Here is a 26,374-nt window from a genome sequence, read left to right as displayed (position 1 = left end):
GAGAAACGCCGTTGAGTTATCAAGACATCCTCTATGAGGTCGCGGACCGGATCGCGACCATTACGCTGAACCGGCCGGACCGTATGAATGCGTGGACGCCGGTGATGGAGCGCGAGGTGCGGACCGCGATGCAGCAGGCGGCGACGGACGGCGACGTCCGCGTCATCGTGCTGACCGGTGCCGGCCGAGGATTCTGCGCCGGCGCCGACATGCAGGTGCTGCAGACGATCGATCCGGCCGACGTTCGCCGCGCCGCCGATCTGCCGCCGTTCGACATGAATCGCCGCGCCGACTGGCAGACCCGCTACGCGTTCTACCCGTCGATCGACAAGCCGATCATCGGCATGCTCAACGGTGCCACCGCCGGCATCGGGCTCGTGCACGCGCTGTATTGCGACGTCCGCTTCGCTGCCGATAGCGCGGTATTCACCACCGCCTTCGCACGCCGCGGACTGATCGCCGAACACGGCATCTCGTGGATGCTGCCGCGGATCGTCGGCCACGCCAATGCGCTCGACCTGCTGCTGTCGGCGCGCCGGGTCTCGGCCGACGAGGCGCTGCGGATGGGGATGGTGAACCGGCTGTATCCGGCCGATCAGCTGTGCGAGCAGACCTACGCCTACGCCCGCGACCTCGCCGATAACGTCGCGCCGAAGTCGATGCAGGTGATCAAGCGCCAGCTCTACGAGGTGCCGTTCCAGACCCTTGCGGAAGCGACCATCGAGGCCAATCGCGAGATGGCGATCTCGCTCGCCAGCGACGACTTCAAGGAAGGTGTCGCCAGCTTCGTCGAAAAGCGCCCGCCGCGTTTCAGCAACGTTTGACCGGAGGCGCAGGCCGGGCGTCCCAAGGGGGCGCTCGGCAGCCGACGTCATATGTCGGCGGGCATCCGGCCAAAGCTCGGGCGCAGACAATCAGCAGCGCTCATCGCGAAGACCGCGTGTTCGTCCGAAATCTTGGAAAACCTGCTGGGACCGTGTCGCGAAGGTCGCCAACTTCCCGTCTTGGTCTCGGGAAGTTGGTGGAGCCAGGCGGGATCGAACCGCCGACCTCATCATTGCGAACGATGCGCTCTCCCAGCTGAGCTATGGCCCCTTGCGCGGTCAGGACAAATTGTCCCGGCCAGCGAACGCCGCCATTTACAGTGCAGGTCGCGGCCAAGTCAAGGACGACCGGACCGGATCGAAAACAGCCGGCCGCGGCTTTATTGGCACCGAGTTCCCTTGTTTGGGCGGGGGTGAACCGATATCTACGGCTCGAGCCTTCCGCGACCGAAACCGCGAGTTTTCCCCCGCCATGCGCGCCATTCTCGATATCGTTCTCATCGTCCTCGATCTCTACATCTGGCTGCTGATCGCCTCGGCGATCCTGTCCTGGCTGATCGCCTTCAACGTCGTGAACACGCGCAACCAGTTCGTCGGCGCAGTGTCCGAGTTCCTGTACCGAATCACCGAACCGCTGCTGGCGCCGATCCGCAATATGCTGCCGTCGCTCGGCGGCCTCGATATCTCGCCGATCATCCTGATCCTTCTGATCATGTTCCTGCAGCGAGTGATCACCTATTACATCTACCCGGCGGTGTTCTAACCGGGCACGCACGGCAGGGCGCCTGGCATGGCGGAGGCTTGGCGGTATTCGGCTCAAGGCGTCGCGGTCGCGGTTCGGGTCACCCCGCGCGGCGGACGCGACGACATCGACGGGCTGGAGACGCTGTCGGACGGACGGCCGGTCCTGAAAGTGCGGGTTCGGGCGATCGCCGACGGCGGCGAAGCCAACCGGGCGGTGACGGAACTGCTGGCCAAGGCGGTCGGGGTTCCAAAGCGCAATGTCAGGCTGCTGTCCGGCGCGACCTCGCGGCAGAAGCAGATCGCGATCGACGGCGATCCAAAACAGCTCGGCGAAACATTGCGCCGCTTGGTTGCGGCCAAATCCGCCGAATGAACAAGCAGGGAGGCCCGCGAGGGCGATCCACCATTCGCCTCTCCGTTCGGGGAGGCGTTGTTATTTCGATGCGGACGCATCGGCTGGACCAGTCAAAGAGGACGACATGACCGCCCGGATCATCGATGGAAAAATCATCTCGGCCGAGCTGCGTGCCCGCGTCGCCACCGAGGTGTCGCGACTGAAGGCCGAGCACGGCATCACGCCGGGTCTGGCGGTGGTGCTGGTCGGCAACGACCCGGCCTCCGAGGTCTATGTCCGCTCCAAGCACAAGCAGACCCAGGAAGCCGGCATGGCCTCGTTCGAGCACCGGCTGCCCGCCGACGTGCCGCAGGCCGAGCTGATGGCGTTGATCGCAAAGCTCAATGCCGACCCGGCCGTGCACGGCATCCTGGTGCAATTGCCGCTGCCGAAGGGGCTCGACAGCAACGCGGTGATCGACGCCATCGATCCGGCCAAGGATGTCGACGGCCTCAACCCGACCAACGCCGGCCGGCTCGCCTCCGGCCTGTTCGCGCTGACGCCGTGCACCCCGCTCGGCAGCATCATCATGGCCAAGACCGTGCACGCCTCGCTCGAGGGCATGAACGCGCTGGTGATCGGCCGCTCCAATCTGGTCGGCAAGCCGCTGGTGCAATTGCTGCTGAACGAGAACGCCACCGTGACGATCGCGCACTCGCGCACCCGCGATCTGCCGGCGCTGTGCCGCCAGGCCGATCTGGTGTTCGCCGCGGTCGGCAAGGCCGAGATGGTGAAGGGCGACTGGATCAAGCCGGGCGCCACCGTGATCGACGTCGGCATCAACCGGACGCCGGGCAAGGACGGCGGCAAGGACAAGCTGCTCGGCGACGTCGCGTTCAACGAGGCCAAGGAAGTCGCCGGCGCGATTACGCCGGTCCCCGGCGGCGTCGGCCTGATGACGGTGGCGTGCCTTTTGGTCAACACCGTCCGCGCCGCCTGCGCGATCCACGGCCTGCCGAAGCCGGCGGTGTGATGTCGCGCGTCTAATTCTCCAGCCGTCATCGCCCGGCTTGACCGGGCGAACCAGTATTCCGCGCGCAGATGGTTTTCGAGACGTCTCGGCGTACTGGGTCACCCGCCTTCGCGGGTGACGACAGTTATTGGTGCTGCCATGCGGTGCGCCTGATCCAGGGCGCGCGACCGCACACTAACCCGCCGTGCTCTGCATCAGCCGCACATAGAACCGGATCATGTCGGCGTAGTTCTTGATGCTGATGCGCTCATTGGTACCGTGGAAGCGCTTCAGATCTTCGGGCGTGGCGCGGACCGGCGAGAACCGGAAGATGTTGTCGGCGACCTGCGCGTAGTGGCGCGAATCGGTCGCGGCGATCATCAGGCCCGGCGCCACGATCACCTCCGGAAACACCTCGCGGATGGTGCGATTGAGCGCCAGATAGGACGCGCTCCTGGTGCCGGTCACCGGCGGCGGATCGAAATTGCCCTCGAAGCCCTGCACGGCGATCTTGTCGTTGGCGACCACGCTGCGGACGTGATCGGTGACGCTGGCCTGAGTGTCGCCCGGCAGCAGGCGGAAATTGACGCTGGCCTCGGCGACGCCGGGCAGCACGTTGTCCTTGTCGCCGGCGTTGAACACGGTGAGCGCCGTCGTCGTCTGCACCATCGCGGCGGTGGTGCCGCTCTTGGCGAATTCGCGCAGCAGCAGCGGCCGGAACAGCCACAGGTTGGACAGCGCGACCCGGCTGAAGCCGCTCATCTCCGGCGCCAGGGTGTCGAACATCTCGGCCACCGAGCCACGGATCCGCATCGGCAGGCGATTGTCTTCGAGATGGGTCAGCGCCGCCGCCAGCATCCCGATCGCGGTGTCGCGCGGCGGCATCGACGAATGGCCGGGGGTGCCGCGGGCGGTCAGCACCAGGGTGGCGTAGCCCTTCTCGGACACGCCGATCAGCGCCGCCGGCTTGTCGAGCCCCTTCAGCACCCCTTCGGTGATCAGCAGCCCCTCGTCGAGCACGAAATCCAGCCGGACGTTCCGCGAAGCGAGCAGCTCGGCGATCTTGGCGGCGCCGCGCAGGCCGGAGACCTCCTCGTCGTGGCCGAACGCGAAATAGATCGTCCGCTTCGGCCGGAAGCCCTGCTTGGCCAACAGCTCGGCGGCTTCGAGCATCGCGTACAGGTTGCCCTTGTCGTCCCACGAGCCGCGGCCCCAGACGAAGCCGCCTTCGATCGCGCCGCTGAACGGCGGCTGCTGCCAATCTGCTTCCGTCTTCGGCGCGATCGGCACCACGTCCTGATGCGCCAAGAGCCCGATCGGCTTGGCCTGCGGGTCGCTGCCTTCCCAGGTGTAGAGCAGGCTGTGACCGCCCACGACCTCCTGCTTGGCCGCGGCGTGGAACGCCGGGAAGCTGGACTGGATATGCGCGCGCAAGTCCCGCAGCGCCTCGGCGTCCTGCTCGGGATTGAGGAAATTGGAGATGGTCTGGAAGCGGATCGACTGCGACAGCCGCTGCGCGGCGCCCTGCTCGTCGATCGTGATCGGCGCGACTGCGGCGACATCGATCTGCCGCGAGCCGTGCCGGAAGGTGTTGTAGGCCAGCACGCCGGCCAGGACCGCGACCGCCAGGACGGCGATCGCGACCAGGTTACGAATCCATCGAAGCAGCCGGCGCATCAGCACTCCTGTTCGCCGGCGCTCCGTCCGGCCGCTCAGTCCTTGGCTTGCCCCTTGGCTTTGTTGGCCCGATCGAGGCCTTCAAGGATCAGTCTATGGGCTTCGTCGGCGCCGCCCCAACGCACCACCTTGACCCACTTGCCGGGCTCGAGATCCTTATAGTGCTCGAAGAAGTGCTGGAACTGGGCCAGCGTGATCTCCGGCAGGTCCGAGTAGGTCTTGATGCGGTCGTAGCGCTGCGTAAGCTTCGACGACGGCACCGCGATGATCTTCTCGTCATGACCGGCTTCGTCGCTCATGTACAAGACGCCGACCGGGCGCACGCTCATCACCGCACCCGGCACGATCCCGCGGGTGTTGGCGACCAGCACGTCGCAAGGGTCGCCATCGTCCGACAGGGTGTGAGGGATGAAGCCGTAATTCCCCGGATAATGCATCGAGGTATAGAGAAACCGATCGACCACCAAGGTACCGGCGGCCTTGTCCATTTCGTACTTGATCGGCTCACCGCCGACCGGCACCTCGATGATGACGTTGACGTCATACGGAGGGTTCACGCCGACGGGGATTGCGTCGATGCGCATCAAGAGCTCCAGATTGATTTGATTTCAGGTGCCAACCGAATAGCCTGCGCGTGCGTCGTTCGCCAGCGCAAAAAAGGCTCAGTTGCTCCAGGCAAACGCAACCTTGTCGAGCGACTTCGGCCCGAATCGCTCCGACGAGCGCGCCACCATCCGGCCGCCGAGGGTGCGATAGAACTCGGTCGCCGGCTCGTTGTCCGACAGCGCCCAGATCACCATGCTTTTCAGCCCGCTCTGCACCAGATCGCGGCGGGCAGCCGTGAACAGGCGGCGACCGAAGCCCAGGCCCTGAAACTCGGGCCGCAGATACAATTCGTAGATCTCGCCTTCGAACTGCAGGCTGCGGGCGCGGTTGCGGCCGTAATTGGCATAGCCGGCGATCTTGTCGCCGAAGCACAGCACGCTGATTCGGCTGCCCTTGCGGATCGCCGAGTCCCACCAGGTCGGGCCGCGGCGATTGATCAGCTTTTCCAGCTCCGCCCCCGGGATGATGCCCTGATAAGCGGAACGCCAGGCTTCGTCATGGGTGGCCGCGACCGCGGATGCATCCGCCGCCTTTGCCGCTCGTACCTCGATCAGGGTCGTGCTCATGATCATGATCAAAGCAAGTCGCGCGGCCGGCTTCAAGCGCCAACGTTAATTATCGGTTAACGTGTGGATTTTATGCACCAGACCGCCGACGGGTTGTGCCGAAATCGGACAACTGACGGGAAGGACTACGTCTTTCCGCGCGGATTTGCGGCAGTCGCGACACATTGGGTCGAGTTAGTCCGCCGGGAAGCCGCGGCCGCTGCGACAATCGATCGCCTGCCGCGCCGCCCGCTCTCCCGAATCACGCGCGCCGTGGGCCGTCGAGAAGAACTGCGGCGAGGTCGCCTCGCCGGCAAACAACAGCCGGCCGTCGACCGGCGCGGCCAGCACCGCGCGGGCACCGGCGTGGCCGGGCAGCGCGTGCGAATAGGCGCCCCAGGCAAACGGATCGTGCCCCCAGCGCGATTCCGCCAAGGGCGACAGCTTGCGACGGATGTCGTTGCCGAGCAGGTCGGCGATTTCATCGATCGCCTGCGCCGCAAAGGCGCCGTCGCCCTCCTCCTCCAGCTGGCGCGCATAGCGCCCGCCGAAGAAGCCTTCGATACAATCATGACCGAACGGGCGCAGGTGATACGTGCCCATCGCGCTGCGCATGGTGGCGGCGCGTAAGTTGCCGTCAGCCGGGAAGCCGTTCGGATCGGACAGCTTCAGCATCACTTTGTCGTCGGCGCCGAGCGGCAGGCGGCTCGCCGCCTCGACCTTGTCCGGCAACGCCGGGGCAAACCTGATCGCCTCGTCGGCGATCAGATTGGTCGGCACCGTGACGATCACCTGACCGGCGCTGAGCGTGCCGAGCGAGGTGTTGATTTTGATCTGCCGTTCGGCGTGATCGATCAGCTCGACCGCGCAGCTCAGCACCACCGGGCAGGACGCGCCGTAAGCCGCGATCAGCGTGCCGTAGCCTTCGCGGACCCGCCAATTGATACCGGTGTCGCGATAGGATTCGAGATCGTGCACCGAGATGCGGTCGAGCTCGGCGCCATTGACGTAGGTCGAGACCGCATCGATCATCGGGTTCCAGCGGTTGCCCGGCTCGAGCAACGTCGCAGCGGCGACATCGGTTTTCTTTTTGGCCGCGCGCCAGACGCGCTCGTAGAACGCATCGAGCGCCTTGCTGAAGGCGGCGCGTTCGCGCTTCGGGAACACGTCGCCGAAGCTCGCCTCGCTCCACGGCGGGTGGGTCTTGTCGATGCCGATGCCGAGCTGATCGGAGATACCGACAAAGGAGTTCTCGTCGGCCGAATGCAGCCAGCCGCAGCCGACGTCGAATGCGATTTCCGGCGTCACCATCCGGGTCCAGGCGCGGCCACCGATCCGGTTCCGCGCTTCCAGCACGATCACCGACAGGCCCGAGCCCTCCAGCGCCCGCGCCGCGCCGAGGCCGGCTGCACCGGCGCCGATGATCGCGATGTCGACCGAGGACGGAAGGCTGGAAAGAGGCATGCGCAATTCTACCATGGCGGTGACGGCGGTTGGATGTCAGCCGGCCCCCGAAACGACGATGCCCGGCACGAGGGCCGGGCATCGGGAATGGGCAGCTGTGGCGAGGGCGATCAGGCGACCGCTTGCTTGCTCTTCTCGGCGCGCTTGCGCTCGTTGGGGTCGAGCAGGCGCTTGCGCAGCCGGATCGATTTCGGGGTGATCTCGACCAGCTCGTCGTCCTCAATATAGGACAGCGCCTTTTCCAGCGTCATCCGGATCGGCGGCGTCAGCCGCACCGCTTCGTCCTTCGAGGTGGTGCGGATGTTGGTGAGCTGCTTGCCCTTGAGGACGTTGATCTCGAGGTCGTTGTCGCGGGTGTGCTCGCCGACGATCATGCCCTTGTAGACCTTCCAGCCCGGCTCGATCATCATCGGGCCGCGGTCTTCCAGCTTGAACATCGCATAGGCGACCGCCTCGCCCTGATCGTTGGAGATCAGCACGCCGTTGCGGCGCCCCTGAATCTCGCCGCGATACGGCAGATAGTCGTGGAACAGCCGGTTCATGATCGCGGTGCCCTTGGTGTCGGTCATCAGTTCGCCCTGGTAACCGATCAGGCCGCGGGTCGGCGCGTAGAACACCAGGCGCAGACGGTTGCCGCCCGAGGGCCGCATCTCGATCATCTCGGCCTTGCGTTCGCTCATCTTCTGCACGACGACGCCGGAGAACTCCTCGTCGACGTCGATCACGACTTCCTCGACCGGCTCCAGGAGCTGACCGTCGTCGTCCTTGGTCAGCACCACGCGCGGCCGCGACACCGACAGCTCGAAGCCTTCGCGGCGCATGGTTTCGATCAGGATCGCGAGCTGCAATTCGCCGCGGCCCGACACTTCCATCGCGTCCTTCTCGGCGGACTCGACGACGCGCAGCGCGACGTTGCCTTCGGCCTCGCGCAGCAGGCGGTCGCGGATCAGGCGGCTCGTCACCTTGTCGCCTTCGGTGCCCGCGAGCGGCGAGTTGTTGACGATGAACGACATCGACACCGTCGGCGGATCGATCGGCTGCGCCTGCAGCGGCTCCTCGACGGTCGGATCGCAGAAGGTGTCGGCGACGGTGCCCTTGGTCAGACCGGCGATGGCGACGATGTCACCGGCTTCGGCGATATCGAGCGGCACGCGCTCGAGGCCGCGGAACGCGAGGATCTTGCTGATACGGCCCTGCTCGACCAGCTTGCCTTCGCGCGACAGCACCTTGACGGCCTGGTTCGGCTTCACCGAGCCCGACGCGATGCGGCCGGTGATGATGCGGCCGAGATAGGGATTGGCTTCGAGGATGGTGCCGAGCAGCCGGAACGGACCTTCTTCCACCACCGGCGGATGAACGTGCTTGAGCACCAGCTCGAACAGCGGCTTCATGCCTTCGCTGTGGTCGCCGTCCGGCTTGTCCGACATCCAGCCGTTCTTGCCGGAGCCGTACAGGATCGGGAAGTCGAGCTGCTCGTCGGTGGCGTCGAGCGCGGCGAACAGGTCGAACACTTCGTTGACCACTTCGGTGACGCGCGCGTCGGAGCGGTCGACCTTGTTGATGGCGACGATCGGCTTGAGGCCGAGCTTGAGCGCCTTGCCGACCACGAACTTGGTCTGCGGCATCGGGCCCTCGGCGGCGTCGACCAGCACGATCACGCCGTCGACCATCGACAGGATGCGCTCCACTTCGCCGCCGAAGTCGGCGTGGCCGGGCGTGTCGACGATGTTGATGTGGGTTTCGCCCCACACCACCGAAGTACACTTCGCCAGAATGGTGATGCCGCGCTCGCGTTCGAGATCGTTGGAGTCCATCGCCCGTTCGACTTGGCGCTGGTTGTCGCGATAGGTGCCGGACTGCTGCAGCAGCTTGTCGACAAGAGTGGTCTTGCCGTGGTCGACGTGGGCGATAATGGCGATGTTACGGAGGTTCATGGGCTCTCTGTCGGTCCTGCGGGCGTTGCCTGATCAGCGAGATCACAGGCACACAGCGGGATGCGCCTCAGGGCGCGCCGCAGCCAGCCTATGTCTGAAACGCGCCGGGCAATCGCAATCTGAAATCGCAAAAAACAGGCCCGGCCGAACAGGACCGGGCACCAGCACGCGTTGCGACGCAATATACGCTGAATTCGCGAAATAACAATGACGGTTGCGGGTGGACAGATCCGTTTGGGACGGTCGGCGTTCGGGCACCGCTGCATAACGGGTTGACCTAATTGTGTAATGTTATAACATTACAATTATCGTCGCTCAGGTAGGTAATTTGATAGTGCAGCCGCTAGCCCTTGAACGGACTGGATTTTCGCCGCTCGGTTCGTTGACAGCGCTGCCGCATGTCCAATACCGTCCCCAGCGACGGTTCCTGCAAGGGATCAATAGGGAACACGGTGCGGGCTTCTTGGCCCTATTCCGGGGCTGCCCCCGCAACTGTAAGCGGCGAGCCATTCACCACACGCCACTGGGCTTCTGTCCTGGGAAGGCGGTGAATGGCAACGACCCGCGAGCCAGGAGACCTGCCGTCAGTCGTGGTCACACGCGAACACATTGGGCGGGGTGTCCTGGTGCGAGTCGGTCCGTAGCCCGAAAAACGGCTGCGGCAGACCTGTTTCGCGGTGACGTGCCACGTTAGCCGCGAGCCAAAAAATGACTCCCGCCGTTCTGCCTTTCGGGCGCAATCGTCGCCTGCTGTCCTCCGTTGCCCTCGTTCCCCTGCTCTGGCCGGTCGACGGCCTGGCTCAAACCGCCCCGACCACTCCACGCGGCCTCGACCCTATCGTGGTCGAGGGCCAGACCGCGCGTCCGGCCAAGCCGCGAGCGGCCGCCAATGCCGGATCGTCGCGCCAGCGCCGTGCCGCCGCACGTCCCGCTGCGGCGCCCGCTCCCGCACCGGCCGAAGCCGCCACAACCCGCGCAGCGACAGCGCCCACCTTCAACCTCGGTACGCCGTCGTCGACCGGCAGCCGGCTCGGCCTGACGCCGCTGCAGACACCGGCCAGCGTCGAAGTGATTCGCGCCGAGACCATCGCCGAGCGCGGCCAGCACAACGTGATCGACGCGGTGACGCAGAACGCCACCGGCTTCACGGCCAGCCCGGCGCCGGGCAATGGCGGCCTGTCCTTCGTCACCCGCGGCTTCAGCGGCAATGGCACGGTGATGACGCTGTACGACGGCACCCGAATGTATGTCGGCTCGGGCACGATGACGTTCCCGTTCGACACCTGGACGGCGCAGCGTATCGAAGTTCTCCGCGGGCCGGCCTCGGTGATGTACGGCGAAGGCGCGATCGGCGGCGCCGTCAACGTGATCTCGAAGAAGCCGCTCGACGTGCAACGCAACGAGGCCGAGGTCTCGCTCGACACCAATCTGTTGCGGCGCCTTGCGGTCGACTCGGGCGGCCCGATCAATCCCAACGTCAGCTATCGGCTCGCCGCGATCGGCAACATGTCGGACGGCTGGGTCGATCGCGATACGATGTCGAACGTCGCAGTCTCGGGCTCGGTGCGGGTACAGGCGGCCGACAACCTCGCCTTCACCCTGAGCGAGGACTACGCCGACCGCAGCCCGTCGCGTTATTTCGGCACGCCGCTGGTCAACGGCGGGATCGACGAGTCACTGCGCTTCAAGAACTATAATGTGGGCGACTCCAGCATCCGCTATCGCGACAACTGGACTCAGCTGAAGACCGAATGGGACGTCGCCGAAGGCGTATCGGTCAAGAACGTCACCTACTATCTCAGCAGCCATCGACACTGGAAGGACGTCGAGAGCTACGCCTACAGCCCGGCGACCGGCAACATCAACCGTCGTGACTATATCGAGATCTTCCACGACCAGGAGCAGCTCGGCAACCGCTTCGACGCCACCTTCAAGGGCCACCTGTTCGGTCTTGCCAACCAGTTCGTCGCCGGCTTCGACGTCAACCGGATCGCCTTCACCCACACCAACAACTCGCCTTATTCCGGCAGTTCGACGGTCAATCCCTACAATTTCGACCCCGGCTACTTCCAGTGGGTCAGCTCGACCCGGCCGAGCTTCCACACGCTGACGACGCAATACGGCCTGTTCGCCGAAAATCGCCTCAGCCTGACCGATCAGCTGTCGGTGATCGGCGGCATCCGCTCCGATCACCCGACCGTCGAGCGCACCGACTTCCTCACCCCGGCGAACAGCTTCGAGAAGACCTACTCGGCGCCGAGCTGGCGGGTCGGCGTGGTGTACAATCCAATCCCGGATCTTTCGCTGTACGGCCAGTATTCGACGGCGGTCGATCCGGTCAGCAACCTGATCACCATGACCGGCGTCAACCGCGACTTCGCGCTCTCGACCGGCAAGCAGGTCGAGGTCGGCATCAAGCAGCAGCTCGCCGGTGGCCGCGCCGAATGGACGCTGTCGGCGTATCAGATCGTCAAGAACAATCTGCTGGCGCGCGATCCGCAGAATCCCGCGAACACCAACCCGCTGCAGATCGGCCAGCAGTCGTCGCGCGGCATCGAGGCCTCGGCCGGCCTGAAGGTGACCGAAACCATCCGGCTCGACGCCAACGTCGCGGTGCTGCGGGCGAAATACGACGACTTCACCCAGGTGGTCGGCGGCCAGGTGGTGAACTACGCCGGCAATGTCCCGGCCAACGTGCCGCAGGTGGTCAGCAACATCTGGGCGACCTGGGCGTTCGCGCCGGGCTGGTCGGCCAATGCCGGCGTGCAGCTCGTCGGCGATACCTGGGCCGACAACGCCAACACCTTGGTGCGGCCGGCCTACAATGTGGTGAATGCCGGCCTGATGTGGAAGCCGGATACGCGGCAGACCCTGGCGCTGCGCGTCTACAATGTGTTCGACACCATCTACGCGACCTCCGGCGGCACGTCGCAGTGGATCCTCGGCATGCCGCGCACCGCGGAACTGTCCTACAACGTGAAGTTCTAGGGCGATGCGAAGCGTCGTCAGGCGCGGCAAGCGGTGGCTGTATCTCGGCCACCGCTGGCTCGGCATCGCCGGATGCCTGTTGTTCGCGATGTGGTTCATCTCCGGGGTGGTGATGATGTACGTCGCGTTTCCGCATCTCGACAAAGAGGAGCGCTGGGCCGCGTTGCCCGATCTCGCCTGGCAGCGCGTCGTGCTGCCGCCCGACCACGCGATGCAGGCGGCCGGAATGACGCACTACCCGCGCGAGCTGCGGCTGGTGATGCTGAACGACGAGCCGGTGTACCGGCTGCTCGACTGGAGCAACCGGCGCCACACCATCTCGGCGGTCGATGGCCGTGCGATCGATGAGATCGGCGCCGACCAGGCACTCGGGATCGCGCGACATCATCCGGCAGCAGCGGTGCCGCAGCTGATCGAGACGGTCGATCGCGATCAATGGAGCGTGACATCGCGCTACGATCCGTTCCGGCCGCTGTATCTGATCGGGCTCGGCGATGCCGCCGGGACCGAACTCTATGTCGGGTCGCGCGGCGGCGAGATCGTGCTCGACACCACGCGGGGCGAGCGGGTCTGGAATTGGCTCGGCGCAATCCCGCATTGGATCTACTTCACGGTGCTGCGCCAGGACGGGCCGCTGTGGCGACAGGTGGTGCTGTGGGTCTCGGGCGTACTGATGATCGTCGCCGTGAGCGGCATCTGGATCGGGCTGCTCCGCGCCGGGCTGCGACGACGCTATGCGTCGGGCCGGGTCACGCCGTATCGCGGCTGGATGGCGTGGCACCACATCACTGGCCTGATCGGCGGCGTGGTGGTGCTGACCTGGATGTTTTCCGGCTGGCTGTCACTCAATCCGGGCGGCACCTTCGCCCGCCGCGGCGAGAGCCACGACATGCTGCAGCGCTATGCCGGCCACGATGCCCCGACGATCGCGGGCAGGCTGCCGGCGAACGCGATGCCGGGTGTCGTCGAAGCCCGCTTCGTCTGGATCGGTGGCACACCGCTGATGCTGCTGGCGCATCGCGACGGACGGCAGACGCTCGCCGATCCGGAAGACGGCACACCCAGGCGGTTGCCCGAGGAAGCGATCGTCGCGGCCGCTGCGACGCTGATTCCCAGCGCCAACATGGTGCTGCAGCAGCGGCTCCATCACTACGACGCGTATTGGTATCAGCACCATCGCCAGCGCGTGCTGCCGGTGCTGAGGATCGGATTCGACGATGCGGCACGCACCTGGCTGCACATCGATCCCGCCACCGGCGAACTCGTCGGACGCAGCGACACAAGCGCCCGCAGCTATCGCTGGCTGTTCAATGCGCTGCACAGCTTCGATTTTCCGGTGCTGCTGGCGCACCGGCCGGCATGGGACGTGGTGGTGATCGTGCTGTCGCTCGCCGGGCTGGTGATTTCGGTCAGCGGCGTGGTGATCGGCTGGCGGCGGCTGGTGCGCTGAGCACTACACCGCCTGCGGCCGGGCGCCCCGCACCGGCAGCGGTGACACCTCGACCAGCAGCAGCTTGCGGTCGGCGACGGCGTTGTGGAACTGCTCCAGCGCGATGCTGAAGGCTGTCAGCGCCGCGCTGTCGATCGCGCCGTTCTCGTAGGCGTTGAGCGTATCGCGCAGGATGGCGTCGGCCTCGGTCTGCATGGTGTCGAGCTCTTCGGCGGAATTGCAGCGACGCGCCGTCGCCAGCATGTCGAGCAGGCGCTCGCGCTGCGACGCCGTGCTGTTGCGCTCGTCCTTGCGCAGGAAGCTGGCGAACCAGGCGCCGGCCGAGCCCATCAGCGACAGGCCCATCAGCGAGAACCAGATCAAGTCGCTGTAGCGATCGAGGAAACTCTTTTCTTCGCCGTCCACATAGGCGGCGGCGCCCGGCTGCACCGGAATCACCGCATCCTTGTCGGTGTCCGGCGTTTCGATCTTGGCCGCCAGCGGCACTTCGCCCATCACGATCTGACGTGCGGTGAACAATTGCTCGGTCAGGGTCGCGATCGTGGTGTCGGACGCTCCTTCGCGCGCCACGATGTAGTGCGAGAAGCTGACGGTCTTGATCTCGCTGTCCGGGCGGGCCGGCCCGCCACCGAACACCCCGGCCGGAATCGTCGCCGCCTCGTAGGACGGGTGATTGGCCGCGAGCGCTTCGGAGGATTCGATCGACAGGAACACAGGCTCGCGTCCGGTATGCGCCGTCGCCGCCACCGCATCGCCGATGATCTTGCTGTTGAGCGGGCCGGCGGCCAGCAGCGCGTCGACCTTGCCGGTGCGAACCGCCTCCGCCACGTCGGCTACCGGCAGCGCAACTGTCTGTACCTTGGCAGGATCGACGCCATATTGCTGCAGGATCACATTGAGCAGCCCGGCATTGGCTTCGGTGCGGCCGACGACGCCGACGCGCTTGCCGGCCAGATCGGTGATCCCGGCAATGCCGGCGTTCTTGGCGGTCTTGCGCTTACCCTTCGGCTCGGCGCTGGCAGGCGCCCACAGCACCGCGACGTTCTTGTGCAGCACGGCGACAGACTGTGCCACCTTCGGCACCGGCAGGTCGCCGCGGATCACCGCGAGGTCAACGGTGCCGGACTTTAATGCAAGTGCGCTCGCCGCGGGCCCATCGGTCACCACCAGACGCAGCCGCACAGTATTGCGCTCGCGCGCGAACACCTGGGCCAGCGCCTGAATCAGCTTGTAGTCGTCGCCGGCTTGTGGCCCGACCGCGATCTTCAGCGTGACCGGACGCATCGCGAAGTAATAGCCGGCGCTGGCGATGCCGATCAGAGCCAGAACGGTCGCCAGCACGATCAGCAGCATTCTTCGCCATGGGGAAAGCGGAGACATGGTGTCCATCGAACTGGAACCGGCCGCCCATCGTGGCAATCGCTGCGTGCTGCTCATTCGCGATCCGAATCCATCCCGACTAGCAGTTCCACCTGGGCGGACACGGGTTCCGCCGTTTGAACTGCCTCGCTAGCGGAGCCGTTTGGCTGCATTATGTTCACGGTGGCTGGTGAACGATAGCGGAGAGAGCAGCATGGCGCGATTATCGGCGACGGAACGAGAAGCGGCTCTGCGGGAACTCCCAGGCTGGCGCGAGCTCGAGGGGCGCGAGGCAATCGGCCGCAGCTTTCAGTTCAAGGATTTCAGTGAGGCGTTCGGCTTCATGACCCGCGTCGCGCTCGCCGCCGAAAAGGCCGATCACCACCCTGAATGGCGCAATGTCTACAGGACAGTCGAGGTGGTGCTGACGACCCACGATGCGGGAGGGCTCACGCATCGAGACGTGCTGCTCGCCAAGGCGATGGACACGATCGCGGAGCGCTGCGGCGCCGCGTGACGCGCGGGCTTGCGCGGACAGCCTTACATCACCAAATCGGAAGCGACCAACCCATCAATCCGCCCTGCGCGGGAGTGCTTCGATGACGACTGATCACAGCGTGGGATTCGAACCTGCCGATCGGCTGGCGCAGGATCCGGAACAGGTGCGCCGGCGGTTCTGGCGCAAGATCAAGAGCGTCGCGGTCCGGCTACCGTTCGTCGAGGACATTCTGGCGGCGTATTACTGTGCGTTCGATCGGAAGACGCCGCGGCACGTCCAGATCGCGTTGCTCGGCGCGATCGCTTACTTCATCCTGCCGTTCGATTTCCTGCCCGATATTCTGCCGGTGCTCGGCTTCACCGACGACGCTGCGATCCTCGCGACCGCGCTGCGGATGGTCGCCAGCAACATCACCCCCGAGCACCGCGAGGCGGCGCGCGCCGCGATGCAGCGCGGGTTGGCGGAGGAGGCGTAAGCCCGCTTCGGCGGCTCACGCCGGCGCCATCATGCGCGCCAGCACCTCGGTCGCCAGCGCCGCCCGCTGCGCCATCGCGTCCGAGCTGATCGGCGGATCTCCGAGCAAGGTCTGCAGCGGCGCCATTCCGATCAGCACCGAAAAGAACACGCTCATCAGCGTCGCGATCTTGTCGCGGGGGATGATGCCGCGTGCGGCGGCGTGCTCGAAGAAGCGCGTAATCGCCTGGGTCACCGGCGCCCGGCCGCTGGCTTCCAGCTCGCGGGCGACCGAACCACCGCCGCGCGCCACCTCGGCGATCGCGAGGCGATACATCGCGGTGCGCTCCGGATGCAGCAGCTCGCCGAGAAAGAGCCGCCCGAACTGCTCCAGCACCGCTAGGAATTGCGTCTTAGTCTGCGGCTCCGGCAGCTCGAGCGCGGGCTTCATCTTGGTGGCGCCGTAACGGACGAGCGCGGTCAGGATCTCCTGCTTGCTGGCGAAGAATTCGTACAGCGTCCGCTTCGAGGTCCGCGCCCGGCGCACGATCTCGGCGGTGGTCGCCGCCTCGAACCCCTTCTCGACGAACACGTCGAACGCCGCCTGCAGGATCGCGGCCCGCCGGCCATCGGTCTGTTCTTGTTGTTTTTCCATGACTTAGACGTCGCTCCGAGACGCGCGGAAATTCTGGTACCAATGAGTACCAGATCTGATATGGTTTGGTACCGAACGGTACCGCAAGCCGCCGCGACGTCAAAGAGGTGGTTTGGCGGACACCGACCCTCGGAGGCAGCATGACGACCTTCCTGACGGTGAAGCTGGCCCTGGTTCCATTTGCGGTGTTCTGGGCCTTGCTCGCGATGCATCAGCCGCCCCTGGCGATCTGGCTCGGCCTCACCCTGTCGCTCGCGGCCAATGCCTGGCGGGCGTATCGGCGCGAACTGTTCGTGCTCGAAGCCGGCGGGCTGGTGCTGTTCGCAGCTCTCGCAGCGCTGCACCTGATCGCTCCGGCCATCGCCGCCGCCAACGCGCTGTGGCTGTCGTTCGCAGGCCTGGCAGTGATCAGTGCGGTCAGCCTGGCAGCGCGACGGCCATGGACCTCGGACTATTCGCGCGCCGCCCATCCGGACAATGCCGAGACGCCGCAGTTCTTTGTGGTCAACGCCGCGATCACTGGCCTGTGGGCGGTGCTGTTCGCCGCGATCGCGGCCTGCCGCTTTTCGGACGCGCCCGGCGAGGTGATCACCGCGATCGTCAGCATCGGCGCGCTGATCTCGATCTTCGGACCGAAGGCGGCGATCCACCTGGTCATGAACCGGATGGCGGCATCGCGGGAGAGCTACCGCTGGCCGGCGCCGGTCTTCACGCGGCCCGAGACGCAGGACTGCGACGTGGTGATCATTGGCTCGGGCATTGGCGGTCTGACCGCCGCGGCGCTGCTCGCCGATGCCGGACTGCGCGTGAAAGTCTTCGAGCAGCACGTCGTCGCCGGCGGCTATTGCCACACTTATTTGCGCAAGGCGCATCATCAGGGCCGGCCGGTGCTGTATCGCTTCGACGCCGGACCGCACGACTTCTCCGGCGTGCAGCCGGGCGGGCCGTTCGCCTCGCTGCTGCAGCGGTTCGGCATCGCCGATCGCATCGGCTGGGAGCGGGTGACGCACAGCTTCCACACCGCAAGCGGCGCGATCGACGTGCCGCCGAACTGGCGCGACTACGTCCGGCTGCTCGGCGAGCGCTTTCCCGCCAGCGCCGCCGGCATCAGCGCCCTGTTCGACGAGATCAAGGCGATTTTCGACGACATGTTCGCGACCGCAGCCGGCCGCGGCGGCGTGCCCGGGATGCCGTCGAGCATTGCCGAGCTACTGGCGTTTCCGCGCAACCACCCGCACGCCTATCGCTGGATGAACCAGCCGTTCGCAGAACTGGTGGCGACTCACGTCCAGGATCCCGCGGCGGTCGCCTTCATCGACGGCCTCGCCGGCTATATCGGCGACGGCAGCGAGCCGCCGAGCTGCGCCCGGATGGTGCCGATCTTCGGCTATTACTTCCATGGCGGCTACTATCCACGTGGCGGCTCGGGCGTGATCTCGGACGCGCTGGTTGCGGCGATCGAAGCCCGCGGCGGCGAGGTGCGGCTGAAAACTCCGGTGGCGCGGATTCTGGTCGAGAACGGCGCAGCCGCAGGCGTCGTACTGGGCAACGGGACGACGGTGCGAGCGAGCGCCGTGATCTCCAACGCAGACCTGAAGCACACGCTGCTCGAACTCGTCCCGAGCCCGGCACTGCCACGGGACGCCCGCCGCTGGATCAGCGAGGCGGTGCCGGCGAATTCCTGCTTCAGCGTGCATCTCGGCCTCGACTGCGTGCCGGAGATCCGCCCGTCGGTGCATTTGCACACGCCGATGCAGGTCGGGCTGGCGATGATGTCGAAGCTCGATCCGGCGGCGGCGCCGGCCGGGCACTCGATCCTGTCGCTGATTCATCTGGTGCCGCACGCGGAGGCGAAGAGCTGGTTTCCGCCCGAGCCCGAACGCGATTGGAAATCCTGGCGGCGTTCGGAGGCTTATCTGCGCCGCAAGCAGGAGCTCGGCGACCGCATGATCGCGGCGGCCGAAACCGTGATCCCCAATCTGTCACAGCACATCGTGTATCGCACCGACGCCAGCCCGGTGACCTACGCCCGCTACGATTGGGCCAGCTTCGGTTCGATCTACGGGATGTCGCGCGCCGGCCAGCTCAAGGGTTCGAAGTCGCCGCTGCGCAATCTGGTGATCGCCGGCGGCGGCAATATCGGTGCCGGCATCGAGGCCGTGGTGATTTCCGGCGCCGAAGCCGCCGAGGCGCTGCTGCCCGGACTGCTGGCCCACGCGACGGCCGCAACAGCAAGGCCTGCCGCCGCGGCGATGCCGGAGCTGACACCTGCTTAGTTCGAAGGTGGGGCCGCGCGCGTCCCCACCCCTCGGTTGCTGTTACTTACGGATGCAGGATCACCTTGCCCATCGCCTGGCGGCCGGCGAGGACCTTCAGGGCGTCGGCGGTCTGCGCCAGCGGGAAGGTGCGGTCGACGTGCGACGAGATCTTGCCCTCGGCCGCCCAATTGACCAGCTTTTCGAGATTGGCGCGGTTCTTCTCCGGATTGATCCGCGTCCACGCGCCCCAGAACACGCCGCGGATGTCGCAGCCCTTCAGCAGCGCGAGGTTGAGCGGCATCTTCGGGATGTCGCCGGCCGCGAAACCGATCACCAGGAAGCGGCCTTCCCAGGCGATCGAACGCAGCGCGGCTTCGGCGTAGGTCCCACCGACCGGATCGAACACGATGTCGACGCCCTTGCCGCCAGTGAGTTTCTTCAACCCCTCTTTCAGATCTTCCTTCGCGTAGTTCAGCGTCAGCTCGGCGCCGTGCTGCTTGGCGAATTCGAGCTTCTCGTCCGACGAGGCGCAGGCGATCACCTTGAGGCCCATCAGCTTGCCGAGCTCGCACGCAGCGAGGCCGGTGCCGCCGGCGGCGCCGAGCACGGCCAGCGTTTCGCCCGGCTTCGGGCTGGCGCGATCTTCCAGCGCATGCAGCGCGGTGCCGTAGATGATGAAGATGCCGGCAGCGCGGTCGTAATCGAGATTATCAGGGATCTTGACGATCGAGGCGGCCGGCAGCGCGATCTTTTCGCGCGCGCCGTTGTGGCCGCAGGACGCGGCGACGCGGTCGCCGGGCTTCAGGTCGGTGACGCCTTCACCGACGCTCTCGATCACGCCCGCGACTTCCGCACACGGCGAGAACGGGAACGGCGGCTTGATCTGGTACTTGCCCTGGATCATCAGGATGTCGAAGAAGTTCAGCGCCGCCGCCTTGATGGCGATCACCGCTTCGCCCGGGCCGGCGACCGGATCTGGCACATCGGCGTAGACGAGTTCGTCGGGACCGCAATATTGCTGGCAGAGAATGGCCTTCATGTATCCACCCAGGTACGAGGTTTGTGATTGCCTGCCGTTCTGCCGGATTTGCACGCGCGGGACAATCGGATTCGGGCCGAGCGTTCAGTTGCGTCGTCATTGCCGGGCTTGACCCGGCAATCCATCCGACCTCGAAGATGATGGATGCCCGGATCAAGTCCGGGCATGACGGGGTGCGCGCGACTAAGCGCACACCAATTCCGCTTGGCGGTTAATCAAGGAGTCGCGCGATGTTCGAAGCCGGTCTGCTCACAGGCAAACGGATCCTGATTACCGGCGGCGGTTCCGGATTGGGTGCCGCGATGGCGGCGCGGTTTGCCGAACTCGGCGCGTCGCTGGTGCTGTGCGGGCGGCGGGCGGAAGTGCTGCAGCAGACCGCGGAGCAACTCCGGTCACGCGGCAGCGAAGTCGACTCCATCGTTTGCGACGTCCGCGATCCGCAAGCGGTCGAGGCCATGCTCGACGACATCTGGCGCGCGGCGCCGCTCGACATCCTGGTCAACAACGCCGCCGCGACCTTCATCGCGCAGACCGAGCGACTGTCCGCGCGCGCCGCCGACGCGATCCTGGCGCCGACGCTGCACGGCACGATGTACTGCACGCTTGGCACCGGGCGTCGCTGGATCGATAGCGGACGCCCCGGCGTGGTGCTCAGCATCCTGTCGACCTCGACGATCACCGGCCGTGCCTTCACAGTCCCGTCGGCGATGGCGAAGTCGGCGGTGCTGGCGATGACCAAGAGCCTCGCGGTCGAGTGGGGTCCGAAACAGATCCGCCTGGTGGCGATCGCGCCCGGCGCCTTCCCGACGGCCGGAGCGACCGCACAGTTGCAGCCGGACGGCCGAGCCGCCGACCCGGCCGCGCGCGTGCCGCTCGGCCGCGTCGGCAAGCACGCCGAACTGGCCAATCTCGCGAGCTTCCTGATTTCGGATCAGGCCGGCTACATCAATGGTGAGATGGTGGTGCAGGACGGCGGTGCGCATCTGCGTTCGTCCGGCGCCGAAGATCTGCTGCAGTGGAGCGATCAGCAATGGAACGCTCATCGCGCGACGCGCGCCAAATCTTGATTGTACGCCATATACATACGGTCTTTTGGAGGATGATGATCAGCGCTTTGGCGCCTTCACAGAATCGGCCATCCCGGCTATTCCGGGCAGCGTGAACAGGCGAGCCTCGCGAGCCATGTTGCAGTCACAATGATGAGGGACCAGACTTGCCCATGATCTTGAGGCGAATGCTGATTACCGCACTGGCGGGTTCATTGATGGTTGCTGCGGGCGACGCGGCGTATGCGCGCGATGCGCGGAGCAAATCGGCTGCGGCGTCCACGTCCGGCGGCGCCGAGCCGACGCTGATCGGCCAGTTCGGCAGCTGGGGCGCCTACACCGCCTCGCCGGGCGGCAAGAAGGTGTGCTTCGCGCTCGCCAAGCCGTCGTCGTCCAAGACCACGCCGCCGAACCGGCCGCGTGATCCCGCTTACGCGTTCATCTCGACCCGACCGGCCGAAAAAGTCGTCAATGAGGTGTCGGTGATGGTCGGCTATCCGCTCAAGCCGGGCTCGGAATCGACGATCGACGTCGGCGGTGCTTCGTTCGCGATGTACACTCAGGGTGACGGCATCTGGATCAAGAATGCCGCCGAGGAGGATCGCTTGGTCGAAGCGATGCGTAAGGGTGCCGAGATCACCGTGAAAGGCGTGTCCTCCAGGGGAACCGCCAGCACCGACGTCTTTTCGCTGAAGGGCCTGTCGCAGGCGCTCGACAAGGTGGCGCAGGCCTGCGGCGGCTGAGGGCCGCCCCACGGGCCGCCGCTATTGAGGACGGCCGCCCCGTTCGGTAAAGCATTCCGGCAGAGACAACCCGCCAACCGGCGACAACCGGGTGGCGGCTTCCTATATGCACGGCGACCGGCGACTTTCGCCCGCCCTGCATGCCCGGCGTTGAAAAGCCGGCCGCCAACCTGACGTGATGCGATGACGCCTTCTGCCGCCTCGGCTTTGGTCGAGAAGACCCCGCTGGAAACCTATGTGCCGCCGGCCAAGCCGTCGCTGATCGGCCTGTCGCGGGCACAATTGTGCGACCGGCTCGGCGACGTCGGCGTGGCGCCGCCCCAGCGCAAGATGCGGGCGCAGCAGCTGTGGCACTGGATCTATGTCCGCGGCGCCCGCGACTTTTCTGAAATGACCAACGTCTCCAAGGAGATGCGGGCGATCCTGGCGGAGCATTTCACGGTCGACCGGCCCGAAGTGGTGGCCGAGCAGATTTCCGCCGACGGCACCCGCAAATGGTTGCTGCGGCTGCCGAGCGGGGACGACGGACAGAAGGCGCACGAGGTCGAGTGCGTCTACATTCCGGAAACCGATCGCGGCACGCTGTGCGTCTCCAGCCAGGTCGGCTGCACCCTCAATTGTTCATTCTGCCATACCGGCACCCAGCGCCTGGTGCGCAACCTCACCGCCGGTGAGATCGTCGGCCAAGTGATGGTGGCGCGCGACCGGCTGGGTGACTGGATCGACCGCGAGACGCCGAACGGCAACCGCCTGATCACCAACATCGTGATGATGGGGATGGGCGAGCCGCTGTACAATTTCGACGCCGTCCGCGACGCGCTCCTGATCGTCTCCGACAACGAGGGCATCGGCATCTCGCGGCGGCGGGTGACGCTGTCGACCTCCGGTGTGGTGCCGAACATCAAGCGCACCGGCGACGAGATCGGCGTGATGCTGGCGATCTCGCTGCACGCGGTGCGCGACGAATTGCGCGACGAACTGGTGCCGCTGAATCGCAAATATCCGCTGAAAGAATTGCTGCAGGCCTGCCGCGACTATCCGGGCGCGTCGAATGCGCGCCGCATCACTTTCGAATACGTAATGCTGAAGGGCGTCAACGATTCGCTCGACGATGCGCGCCGTCTGGTGCAGCTGCTCAAGGGGATTCCGGCCAAGATCAATCTGATCCCGTTCAACCCCTGGCCGGGCTCGAAATACGAGTGCTCGGACTGGGACCAGATCGAGAAGTTCTCCGAGTACATCTTCAATGCCGGCTACTCGTCGCCGGTGCGCACCCCGCGCGGCCGCGACATTCTGGCCGCCTGCGGCCAGCTCAAATCCGAAACCGAAAAGCTGTCGGTGCGCGAACGCAATGCGCTGCGCGCGATGGCGATGACAGATTGATCCAATGCTGCCCGCCGACGAGATCAAGGGCGTGCTCGCCTTCCTGCGGGAAGCCGAGCGACTCAAGAGCGTGATCCGCAGCGGCTACACGTCCACCGGCCGCCCCGAGAGCACAGCCGAACACACCTGGCGCCTGTGCCTGATGGCGATGCTGCTCGCCGACGGGCTCGGCAACATCGATGTCGCGCGCCTGTTGAAGATCTGCATCGTCCACGACCTCGGCGAAGCGCTGCACGGCGACGTGCCCGCGGTGGCCCAGGTGGAGGGCGACGACAGAGCAGCACGGGAGCGCGCCGATATCGAGACTCTGACGCAGTCGCTCGACGATAAGCGCCGCGCCGAGATTCTGGGTTTGTGGCACGATTACGAGACCGGAGCCTCGCCGGAAGGGCGGCTCGCCAAGGGGCTCGATAAACTCGAGACCATCCTGCAGCACACGCAGGGTCTTAACCCGGCCGAGTTCGACTACGCGTTCAATCTCGATTACGGCACCAAGCACACCGCGGTTCATCCGCTGGTGAGCGCGATCCGCGCCGAACTCGACAACGACACCCGCGCGCGGATGGCGGCGCAGCAGGCTTCCGGAGCACCCCGCTGATGGCGCTGCTTGGCCGCCTGTTCGTGATCGCGATCGGCTTTCTGTTCGCCTCGATCGCCGCCGGCTCGGTGGTGGTGGGGATGTTGCTGTTTCCGGAGCTCAGCCAGATCGCGGATGGACCGGTCGACCCCGACGCGCTCAACATCATGATGGGCTTCGGCTTCATCTTCGTGTCCGGCTTCGCGCTATTGCCGGCGCTGGTGGTGGTGCTGATCACCGAGGCGTTTTCGATCCGCAGCGCGCTGGCCTATGCGATCGGCGGCGCTCTGGTCGGGGTCGCCTGCTATCTCGGCCTGGTGCCGTTCGACCCCGCGACACTGCAGTTCGACGGCATCATTCGCCGCCACCTCGAAATCATGACCGGAGCCGGCATCGTCGGCGGCATGGTGTATTGGCTGGTCGCAGGCCGCAACGCCGGCGCCTGGCGCGATCCGCCGCGTCCGCGCGCGCCCTTGCCGCCTTCCCAACCCGCACCGCCTCCGGTAAATCGCGCGCCATGAACCGTAACGGACTTCTCATCGCGCTGGCGCTGTTCGCCGGCATCGGGCTGATATTCGGCGTATTTCCGGGGCTCGATCTCTGGCTCGCGGGCCTGTTCTACGACGCGGCCGCCAAGACCTTCCCGCTGCGCACGGTGGCTGACCTCGAATTCGTCCGCGATCTGGCGATGTGGATCGCCTGGGCGATCGCGGCGCCGTCGATCTTTGCGCTGGTCTACAAGATGATCCGCCCCGACCGGCCGCTGGTGATGCCGGGCCGCACGGTGGCGTTTCTGCTGATCAGCATCACGCTGTCGGCGGGCGTCCTCACCAACATGACCTTCAAGAGCCATTGGGGCCGGCCGCGGCCGGCCGCGGTGGCCGAATTCAACGGCCCTTGGCAGTTCAAGGCGTGGTGGGACAATTCCGGCGCCTGCCCGAAGAACTGCTCGTTTTTCTCCGGCGAGGGCGCCACCGCCTACTGGACCTTCGCGCCGGCGGCGCTGACCCCGCCTTCGGTGCGGCCTTACGCCTATGCGGCGGCCTTCGTGTTCGGCACCGTCACCAGCGGCCTCAGAATGGCATTCGGCGGACATTTCTTCACCGACGTCGCGATTGCCGGCCTCGTCACCTTCCTGGTGATCTGGCTACTCTACGCACTGATCTACCGCTGGGCCTGGAGCCGGACTTCGGACGCCGCAATCGACGCCGCGCTGACCCGGGCGTTCTGGCCGGGGTATCGCTGGCGCTCGAAATGGCGCGGCCGCGATGTCGGCCCGGCACCGGCCACCACCTGACCGGCAATCGAGCTTCGACCCGCGATTAAACGCGTGCCCGGGCGCGCGAAGTTTGCTATTCGCCCAGCCGAACCGCTTCAACCGATTGGGATTTCCATGACTACGATCTTGAAAAGCCTGCCCAAGGGCGAAAACGTCGGCATCGCTTTCTCAGGGGGTCTCGATACCAGCGCGGCGCTGCTGTGGATGAAGCAGAAGGGCGCCAAGGTGTTCGCCTATACGGCCAATCTCGGCCAGCCCGACGAGGCCGATTACGACGCGATCCCGCGCAAGGCGATGGAGTTCGGCGCCGAGAAGGCCCGGCTGGTCGATTGCCGCACCCAGCTGGTGCATGAAGGCATCGCGGCGATCCAGGCCGGCGCCTTCCACGTCTCGACCGGCGGCATCGCGTATTTCAACACCACCCCACTCGGCCGCGCCGTCACCGGAACCATGCTGGTGTCGGCGATGAAGGAAGACGGCGTCAACATCTGGGGCGACGGCTCGACCTACAAGGGCAACGACATCGAGCGGTTCTACCGCTACGGCCTGCTGACCAATCCGAATTTGCGGATCTACAAGCCCTGGCTCGACCAGCAGTTCATCGACGAGCTCGGCGGCCGCGCTGAGATGTCGGCGTTCATGACCGCCCACGGCTTCGCCTACAAGATGAGCGCCGAGAAGGCGTATTCGACCGACAGCAATCTCCTGGGCGCCACCCACGAGGCCAAGGATCTCGAACATCTCGACTCGGGCATCAAGATCGTCAACCCGATCATGGGCGTGCCGTTCTGGCGCGACGATTGCGCGGTCAAGGCCGAGACCGTCACGGTGCGGTTCGAGGAAGGCCAGCCGGTCGCGCTCAATGGCCAGACCTTCACCGATCCGGTCGCGCTGTTTGACGAAGCCAACGCCATCGGCGGCCGTCATGGCCTCGGCATGAGCGACCAGATCGAAAACCGCATCATCGAGGCCAAGAGCCGCGGCATCTACGAGGCGCCCGGCATGGCGCTGCTGCACATCGCCTATGAGCGGCTGGTCACCGGCATCCATAACGAAGACACCATCGAGCAGTACCGCATCAACGGCATGAAGCTCGGCCGGCTGCTCTATCAGGGCCGCTGGTTCGACTCGCAGGCCCTGATGCTGCGCGAGACCGCGCAGCGCTGGGTCGCCCGCGCCGTCACCGGCGAAGTGACGCTGGAGCTGCGCCGCGGCAACGACTACTCGATCATGAACACGGTGAGCCCGAACCTGACCTATGCGCCGGAGCGGCTGAGCATGGAAAAGGTCGAGGACGCGCCGTTCACGCCGGCCGACCGCATCGGCCAGCTCACCATGCGCAACCTCGACATCACCGACACCCGCGCCAAGCTCGGCCTCTACACCAAGACCGGCCTGCTGTCGTCCGGCGAAGGCACCCCGATCCCGCAGCTGGAAAACGACAAGGGGTGAGGGCTCGTTACGGTCATTCCGGGGCGCTCACGGAAGTGAGCGAACCCGGAATC

Annotated in this window: 24 protein-coding genes, 1 tRNA gene and 1 riboswitch; of the genes, 16 read left to right on the top strand and 9 right to left on the bottom strand. The window is 65.9% G+C overall.

Going from position 1 to position 26,374, the window contains the following annotated elements:
• Window positions 1–11: 11 nt before the first annotated feature.
• Complete coding sequence (locus tag DNX69_RS17050; protein ID WP_110787127.1) at window positions 12–824, top strand: enoyl-CoA hydratase; 813 nt, start codon at window positions 12–14, stop codon at window positions 822–824.
• A gap of 195 nt (window positions 825–1,019) precedes the next feature.
• Here DNX69_RS17050 and DNX69_RS17045 read toward each other — a convergent pair.
• Window positions 1,020–1,095, bottom strand: a tRNA-Ala gene (locus DNX69_RS17045).
• A gap of 201 nt (window positions 1,096–1,296) precedes the next feature.
• Here DNX69_RS17045 and DNX69_RS17040 point away from each other — a divergent pair.
• From DNX69_RS17040 to folD, 3 genes are all read left to right on the top strand, one after another.
• On the top strand, window positions 1,297–1,587 hold the full coding sequence (locus tag DNX69_RS17040) for a YggT family protein (protein ID WP_110787126.1): 291 nt from the start codon (window positions 1,297–1,299) through the stop codon (window positions 1,585–1,587).
• A gap of 27 nt (window positions 1,588–1,614) precedes the next feature.
• On the top strand, window positions 1,615–1,941 hold the full coding sequence (locus DNX69_RS17035) for a DUF167 domain-containing protein (protein WP_110787125.1): 327 nt from the start codon (window positions 1,615–1,617) through the stop codon (window positions 1,939–1,941).
• Between the two features lie 106 nt (window positions 1,942–2,047).
• The gene (gene folD, locus DNX69_RS17030) at window positions 2,048–2,935 is read left to right on the top strand and encodes a bifunctional methylenetetrahydrofolate dehydrogenase/methenyltetrahydrofolate cyclohydrolase FolD (RefSeq protein WP_110787124.1); all 888 of its coding nucleotides are present in this window, start codon (window positions 2,048–2,050) and stop codon (window positions 2,933–2,935) included.
• A 174-nt stretch (window positions 2,936–3,109) separates the two neighbouring features.
• Here the strand turns inward: folD and DNX69_RS17025 are convergent, their stop codons facing one another.
• From DNX69_RS17025 to typA, 5 genes are all read right to left on the bottom strand, one after another.
• Entirely contained in the window at window positions 3,110–4,597 is a 1,488-nt protein-coding gene (locus DNX69_RS17025) for a M20 family peptidase (RefSeq protein WP_283809353.1), read from the bottom strand.
• Between the two features lie 29 nt (window positions 4,598–4,626).
• Window positions 4,627–5,175 (bottom strand): inorganic diphosphatase, encoded by a 549-nt coding sequence (ppa, locus tag DNX69_RS17020; protein WP_110787123.1) that lies wholly within the window; start codon window positions 5,173–5,175, stop codon window positions 4,627–4,629.
• A 78-nt stretch (window positions 5,176–5,253) separates the two neighbouring features.
• Entirely contained in the window at window positions 5,254–5,763 is a 510-nt protein-coding gene (locus tag DNX69_RS17015) for a GNAT family N-acetyltransferase (protein ID WP_110787669.1), read from the bottom strand.
• 174 nt (window positions 5,764–5,937) lie between these two features.
• Window positions 5,938–7,206 carry a flavin monoamine oxidase family protein gene (locus DNX69_RS17010; RefSeq protein WP_110787122.1) on the bottom strand — a complete coding sequence of 423 codons (1,269 nt, stop codon included), beginning with the start codon at window positions 7,204–7,206 and terminating at the stop codon, window positions 5,938–5,940.
• A 110-nt stretch (window positions 7,207–7,316) separates the two neighbouring features.
• A complete protein-coding gene (gene typA, locus DNX69_RS17005; RefSeq protein WP_110787121.1) occupies window positions 7,317–9,140 on the bottom strand; it encodes a translational GTPase TypA in 1,824 nt (607 codons plus the stop codon).
• A 404-nt stretch (window positions 9,141–9,544) separates the two neighbouring features.
• Window positions 9,545–9,740: riboswitch (cobalamin riboswitch) on the top strand.
• Window positions 9,741–9,848: 108 nt separating this feature from the next.
• On the opposite strand from typA, the gene DNX69_RS17000 reads away from it, so the two are divergent.
• Together DNX69_RS17000 and DNX69_RS16995 are read left to right on the top strand one after the other, a co-directional pair.
• On the top strand, window positions 9,849–12,128 hold the full coding sequence (locus DNX69_RS17000) for a TonB-dependent receptor (RefSeq protein WP_110787120.1): 2,280 nt from the start codon (window positions 9,849–9,851) through the stop codon (window positions 12,126–12,128).
• A 4-nt stretch (window positions 12,129–12,132) separates the two neighbouring features.
• Window positions 12,133–13,578, top strand: a complete 1,446-nt coding sequence (locus tag DNX69_RS16995; RefSeq protein ID WP_110787119.1) for a PepSY domain-containing protein — start codon at window positions 12,133–12,135, stop codon at window positions 13,576–13,578.
• 3 nt (window positions 13,579–13,581) lie between these two features.
• Here the strand turns inward: DNX69_RS16995 and DNX69_RS16990 are convergent, their stop codons facing one another.
• Window positions 13,582–14,958 carry a TAXI family TRAP transporter solute-binding subunit gene (locus DNX69_RS16990; RefSeq protein WP_234826993.1) on the bottom strand — a complete coding sequence of 459 codons (1,377 nt, stop codon included), beginning with the start codon at window positions 14,956–14,958 and terminating at the stop codon, window positions 13,582–13,584.
• 169 nt (window positions 14,959–15,127) lie between these two features.
• Here DNX69_RS16990 and DNX69_RS16985 point away from each other — a divergent pair, with 169 nt between their 5' ends.
• The gene (locus tag DNX69_RS16985) at window positions 15,128–15,454 is read left to right on the top strand and encodes a 4a-hydroxytetrahydrobiopterin dehydratase (protein ID WP_283809352.1); all 327 of its coding nucleotides are present in this window, start codon (window positions 15,128–15,130) and stop codon (window positions 15,452–15,454) included.
• Window positions 15,455–15,536: 82 nt separating this feature from the next.
• Window positions 15,537–15,911, top strand: coding sequence for a YkvA family protein (locus tag DNX69_RS16980; RefSeq protein WP_110787116.1), 375 nt, complete (start codon window positions 15,537–15,539; stop codon window positions 15,909–15,911).
• A gap of 15 nt (window positions 15,912–15,926) precedes the next feature.
• On the opposite strand, the gene DNX69_RS16975 is transcribed toward DNX69_RS16980, so the two are convergent.
• Window positions 15,927–16,544, bottom strand: a complete 618-nt coding sequence (locus tag DNX69_RS16975; RefSeq protein ID WP_110787115.1) for a TetR/AcrR family transcriptional regulator — start codon at window positions 16,542–16,544, stop codon at window positions 15,927–15,929.
• A gap of 140 nt (window positions 16,545–16,684) precedes the next feature.
• Between DNX69_RS16975 and DNX69_RS16970 the strand changes: the two genes are divergently transcribed.
• Window positions 16,685–18,820, top strand: a complete 2,136-nt coding sequence (locus DNX69_RS16970; RefSeq protein WP_110787114.1) for a phytoene desaturase family protein — start codon at window positions 16,685–16,687, stop codon at window positions 18,818–18,820.
• Between the two features lie 46 nt (window positions 18,821–18,866).
• On the opposite strand, the gene DNX69_RS16965 is transcribed toward DNX69_RS16970, so the two are convergent.
• Window positions 18,867–19,841 carry an NADPH:quinone oxidoreductase family protein gene (locus DNX69_RS16965; RefSeq protein ID WP_110787113.1) on the bottom strand — a complete coding sequence of 325 codons (975 nt, stop codon included), beginning with the start codon at window positions 19,839–19,841 and terminating at the stop codon, window positions 18,867–18,869.
• A gap of 230 nt (window positions 19,842–20,071) precedes the next feature.
• Between DNX69_RS16965 and DNX69_RS16960 the strand changes: the two genes are divergently transcribed.
• The 7 genes from DNX69_RS16960 (at window position 20,072) to argG (ending at window position 26,321) form a co-directional block, all read left to right on the top strand.
• Window positions 20,072–20,908 (top strand): SDR family oxidoreductase, encoded by an 837-nt coding sequence (locus DNX69_RS16960; protein WP_110787112.1) that lies wholly within the window; start codon window positions 20,072–20,074, stop codon window positions 20,906–20,908.
• Window positions 20,909–21,060: 152 nt separating this feature from the next.
• Window positions 21,061–21,630, top strand: a complete 570-nt coding sequence (locus DNX69_RS16955; RefSeq protein WP_110787111.1) for an invasion associated locus B family protein — start codon at window positions 21,061–21,063, stop codon at window positions 21,628–21,630.
• 183 nt (window positions 21,631–21,813) lie between these two features.
• Window positions 21,814–23,013: a 23S rRNA (adenine(2503)-C(2))-methyltransferase RlmN gene (gene rlmN / locus DNX69_RS16950; RefSeq protein ID WP_110787110.1), complete on the top strand. Its 1,200-nt coding sequence runs from the start codon at window positions 21,814–21,816 to the stop codon at window positions 23,011–23,013.
• A 4-nt stretch (window positions 23,014–23,017) separates the two neighbouring features.
• Complete coding sequence (locus tag DNX69_RS16945) at window positions 23,018–23,611, top strand: HD domain-containing protein (protein ID WP_110787109.1); 594 nt, start codon at window positions 23,018–23,020, stop codon at window positions 23,609–23,611.
• A complete protein-coding gene (locus tag DNX69_RS16940; RefSeq protein ID WP_110787108.1) occupies window positions 23,611–24,111 on the top strand; it encodes a hypothetical protein in 501 nt (166 codons plus the stop codon). The genes DNX69_RS16945 and DNX69_RS16940 overlap by 1 nt, the downstream gene beginning before the upstream one ends.
• Window positions 24,108–24,887 (top strand): phosphatase PAP2 family protein, encoded by a 780-nt coding sequence (locus DNX69_RS16935; protein WP_110787107.1) that lies wholly within the window; start codon window positions 24,108–24,110, stop codon window positions 24,885–24,887. The genes DNX69_RS16940 and DNX69_RS16935 overlap by 4 nt, the downstream gene beginning before the upstream one ends.
• 96 nt (window positions 24,888–24,983) lie before the next feature.
• Window positions 24,984–26,321, top strand: a complete 1,338-nt coding sequence (argG, locus tag DNX69_RS16930; protein ID WP_110787106.1) for an argininosuccinate synthase — start codon at window positions 24,984–24,986, stop codon at window positions 26,319–26,321.
• The last annotated feature ends 53 nt before the right edge of the window (window positions 26,322–26,374 follow it).

Source organism: Rhodopseudomonas palustris, assembly GCF_003226555.1.
Classification (GTDB): Bacteria; Pseudomonadota; Alphaproteobacteria; order Rhizobiales; family Xanthobacteraceae; genus Rhodopseudomonas; species Rhodopseudomonas palustris_I.
This window is presented reverse-complemented; position numbering and strand designations above follow the sequence as displayed.

Bases quoted from the DNA above. Each gene is read 5' to 3' on its own strand.
- DNX69_RS17040 (WP_110787126.1), top strand. From the start codon at position 1,297: ATGCGCGCCATTCTCGATATCGTTCTCATCGTCCTCGATCTCTACATC.
- DNX69_RS17035 (WP_110787125.1), top strand. From the start codon at position 1,615: ATGGCGGAGGCTTGGCGGTATTCGGCTCAAGGCGTCGCGGTCGCGGTT.
- folD (WP_110787124.1), top strand. From the start codon at position 2,048: ATGACCGCCCGGATCATCGATGGAAAAATCATCTCGGCCGAGCTGCGT.
- ppa (WP_110787123.1), bottom strand. From the start codon at position 5,175: ATGCGCATCGACGCAATCCCCGTCGGCGTGAACCCTCCGTATGACGTC.
- DNX69_RS17015 (WP_110787669.1), bottom strand. From the start codon at position 5,763: ATGAGCACGACCCTGATCGAGGTACGAGCGGCAAAGGCGGCGGATGCA.
- DNX69_RS17010 (WP_110787122.1), bottom strand. From the start codon at position 7,206: ATGCCTCTTTCCAGCCTTCCGTCCTCGGTCGACATCGCGATCATCGGC.
- typA (WP_110787121.1), bottom strand. From the start codon at position 9,140: ATGAACCTCCGTAACATCGCCATTATCGCCCACGTCGACCACGGCAAG.
- DNX69_RS17000 (WP_110787120.1), top strand. From the start codon at position 9,849: ATGACTCCCGCCGTTCTGCCTTTCGGGCGCAATCGTCGCCTGCTGTCC.
- DNX69_RS16995 (WP_110787119.1), top strand. From the start codon at position 12,133: ATGCGAAGCGTCGTCAGGCGCGGCAAGCGGTGGCTGTATCTCGGCCAC.
- DNX69_RS16990 (WP_234826993.1), bottom strand. From the start codon at position 14,958: ATGTCTCCGCTTTCCCCATGGCGAAGAATGCTGCTGATCGTGCTGGCG.
- DNX69_RS16980 (WP_110787116.1), top strand. From the start codon at position 15,537: ATGACGACTGATCACAGCGTGGGATTCGAACCTGCCGATCGGCTGGCG.
- DNX69_RS16975 (WP_110787115.1), bottom strand. From the start codon at position 16,544: ATGGAAAAACAACAAGAACAGACCGATGGCCGGCGGGCCGCGATCCTG.
- DNX69_RS16970 (WP_110787114.1), top strand. From the start codon at position 16,685: ATGACGACCTTCCTGACGGTGAAGCTGGCCCTGGTTCCATTTGCGGTG.
- DNX69_RS16965 (WP_110787113.1), bottom strand. From the start codon at position 19,841: ATGAAGGCCATTCTCTGCCAGCAATATTGCGGTCCCGACGAACTCGTC.
- DNX69_RS16960 (WP_110787112.1), top strand. From the start codon at position 20,072: ATGTTCGAAGCCGGTCTGCTCACAGGCAAACGGATCCTGATTACCGGC.
- DNX69_RS16955 (WP_110787111.1), top strand. From the start codon at position 21,061: ATGATCTTGAGGCGAATGCTGATTACCGCACTGGCGGGTTCATTGATG.
- rlmN (WP_110787110.1), top strand. From the start codon at position 21,814: ATGACGCCTTCTGCCGCCTCGGCTTTGGTCGAGAAGACCCCGCTGGAA.
- DNX69_RS16945 (WP_110787109.1), top strand. From the start codon at position 23,018: ATGCTGCCCGCCGACGAGATCAAGGGCGTGCTCGCCTTCCTGCGGGAA.
- DNX69_RS16940 (WP_110787108.1), top strand. From the start codon at position 23,611: ATGGCGCTGCTTGGCCGCCTGTTCGTGATCGCGATCGGCTTTCTGTTC.
- DNX69_RS16935 (WP_110787107.1), top strand. From the start codon at position 24,108: ATGAACCGTAACGGACTTCTCATCGCGCTGGCGCTGTTCGCCGGCATC.
- argG (WP_110787106.1), top strand. From the start codon at position 24,984: ATGACTACGATCTTGAAAAGCCTGCCCAAGGGCGAAAACGTCGGCATC.